Source organism: Paenibacillus farraposensis (assembly GCF_020736845.1).
GTDB classification, from domain to species: domain Bacteria; phylum Bacillota; class Bacilli; order Paenibacillales; family Paenibacillaceae; genus Paenibacillus; species Paenibacillus farraposensis.
Map to the genome: position 1 here is coordinate 82854 of NZ_JAFFQR010000087.1, position 1595 is coordinate 84448.

3 protein-coding genes are annotated in these 1595 nt (G+C 40.8%); 2 read left to right on the forward strand and 1 reads right to left on the reverse strand.

The genetic code is table 11. The features are described from left to right. On the forward strand, positions 1 to 688 hold a 688-nt coding region (locus JO375_RS14625), incomplete at its 5' end, for a hypothetical protein (RefSeq protein WP_229525161.1). A gap of 246 nt (positions 689 to 934) precedes the next feature. On the opposite strand, the gene JO375_RS14630 is transcribed toward JO375_RS14625, so the two are convergent. Further along, positions 935 to 1207, reverse strand: coding sequence for a holin (locus tag JO375_RS14630; RefSeq protein WP_229525185.1), 273 nt, complete (start codon positions 1205 to 1207; stop codon positions 935 to 937). A 235-nt stretch (positions 1208 to 1442) separates the two neighbouring features. Between JO375_RS14630 and JO375_RS14635 the strand changes: the two genes are divergently transcribed. Further along, positions 1443 to 1595: transposase (locus JO375_RS14635; protein ID WP_407672826.1), on the forward strand; the 153-nt coding region annotated here is incomplete at its 3' end.

The window sequence follows — 1595 nt, forward strand, 5'->3', positions numbered from 1 at the left end:
TGCGGTTGCTCCTTTAGCAGCATCTGCCCAAACAACAAGCATTGAATTTATCAGTGAACATACTACCTCGAAAACACAACAACAAATTGAAATCAATTCTCCGTCTGACTACATCCACTGGCTTAAAGGTCAAGCAGGAGCAGAAGAGACATTAGAGCAGTTTTCCAAATTATCCGAAGCGGATCAAGATAAGTTCATCAAGTATTTGAACGATGTGGAAGTACAAAAGCAAGTTTTAAAAGCATTCGCCAGCGAACAGGACGTTAAACTTTATGGTGGGGATATCGTAGTTAGTCATAAAAAAGGCGATGCTTCCTCGTCACGGGTTACACCGATGGCACAAAACTATACCGTACATGACAGTTCATATGGTACGTTCATGGGGGTTAATGTTAGTGAGCTTATGAGTACCGTAACCTACAGGGTAGAGGGCGCTAGGGGTTCGCAAAAAATAACTGCTGTACTTAGTGGCACAGGACTGGTAGTGCATAATTACAACCCACTTGTTGAAATTACGGTATCCTCCGAGAGTCCTTACACGTCTGCTGACCGTAAGTATGCATATATAGTTAATTACTTCAAACATACTTACAGAGGCACAGGCGGTATGACTTACGGAACGATTAAACACACATTATCTGGAGATACTCAGGGAAGGGAGGGCAGACTGATTTCAGAGATACTGTAACATCAAGGAGGTAACATGGACAAGAAAAACAAAAAGGTTGGGAAGATAGTTGGCTTTACCGTTTTGGGAATTGTTTTGATTATAGTTTTCTTTGGCATCGTCGCGTATTTTCAACTTGTAACCAATGTTAGACCGTAAGTTTTGGAAGCCTTCCGTTATGGAAGGCTTTTGTAATAGATATCAAATCTAAATCCAGAAAAATCGTCAAAACACCTAACAGCCAAGCCGATAGGGTGTTTACTTATTTTAAGCAGCTTTATTACCTTTGGTCATTCCGGGTCTATCCTTAAACGCCAGTTCAAACAGCCCTGTCGCTGAAAGCCCGGCCAGTCCACCAGCCCACAGACGCAAGGTAGTATCCAAATCAGTAAACGGTGAAGCCGCCCAATCAATCAGCAGGCCGATTACTACGCCCATAGCAGGCACTACATTTACAGGCAAATTAATTGTCTTCTTCACCAACTGCACCAAAGAAATAACTATCACCGCCAAAACCGAAGCAAAATCAACTCTTCGTATAGCTTCTGGTGTAGCATTTTTATATACTCCTCTTGATTTAATGTTCTAATTTCATATTTTTTTCAGTGCTCCTCCATGATTTCAAGGATTCTATCACGAACAAGTTTATTATAGAACTTTAAAGTATCCCTCCTATTCAATAAGCCGAAGAAACAACCCATCAATTTTGTAATAGCCATAAGTATTCGCAAATTAGAAACTCAAATCTTTGGGGGATTTCCATAAAAAGTTGTAAATTACTTCCGATGGCGATACAATCGAGAATCCCAAGTACCTTCGCAAGTCTGAAAAACAATTAGCAAAATTGCAAAAGGACTGGTCACGCAAAAAGAAGGGAAGCACTAACCGCTATAAGGCTAGGCTGAAAGTAGCCAAGTTGCATGAGAAG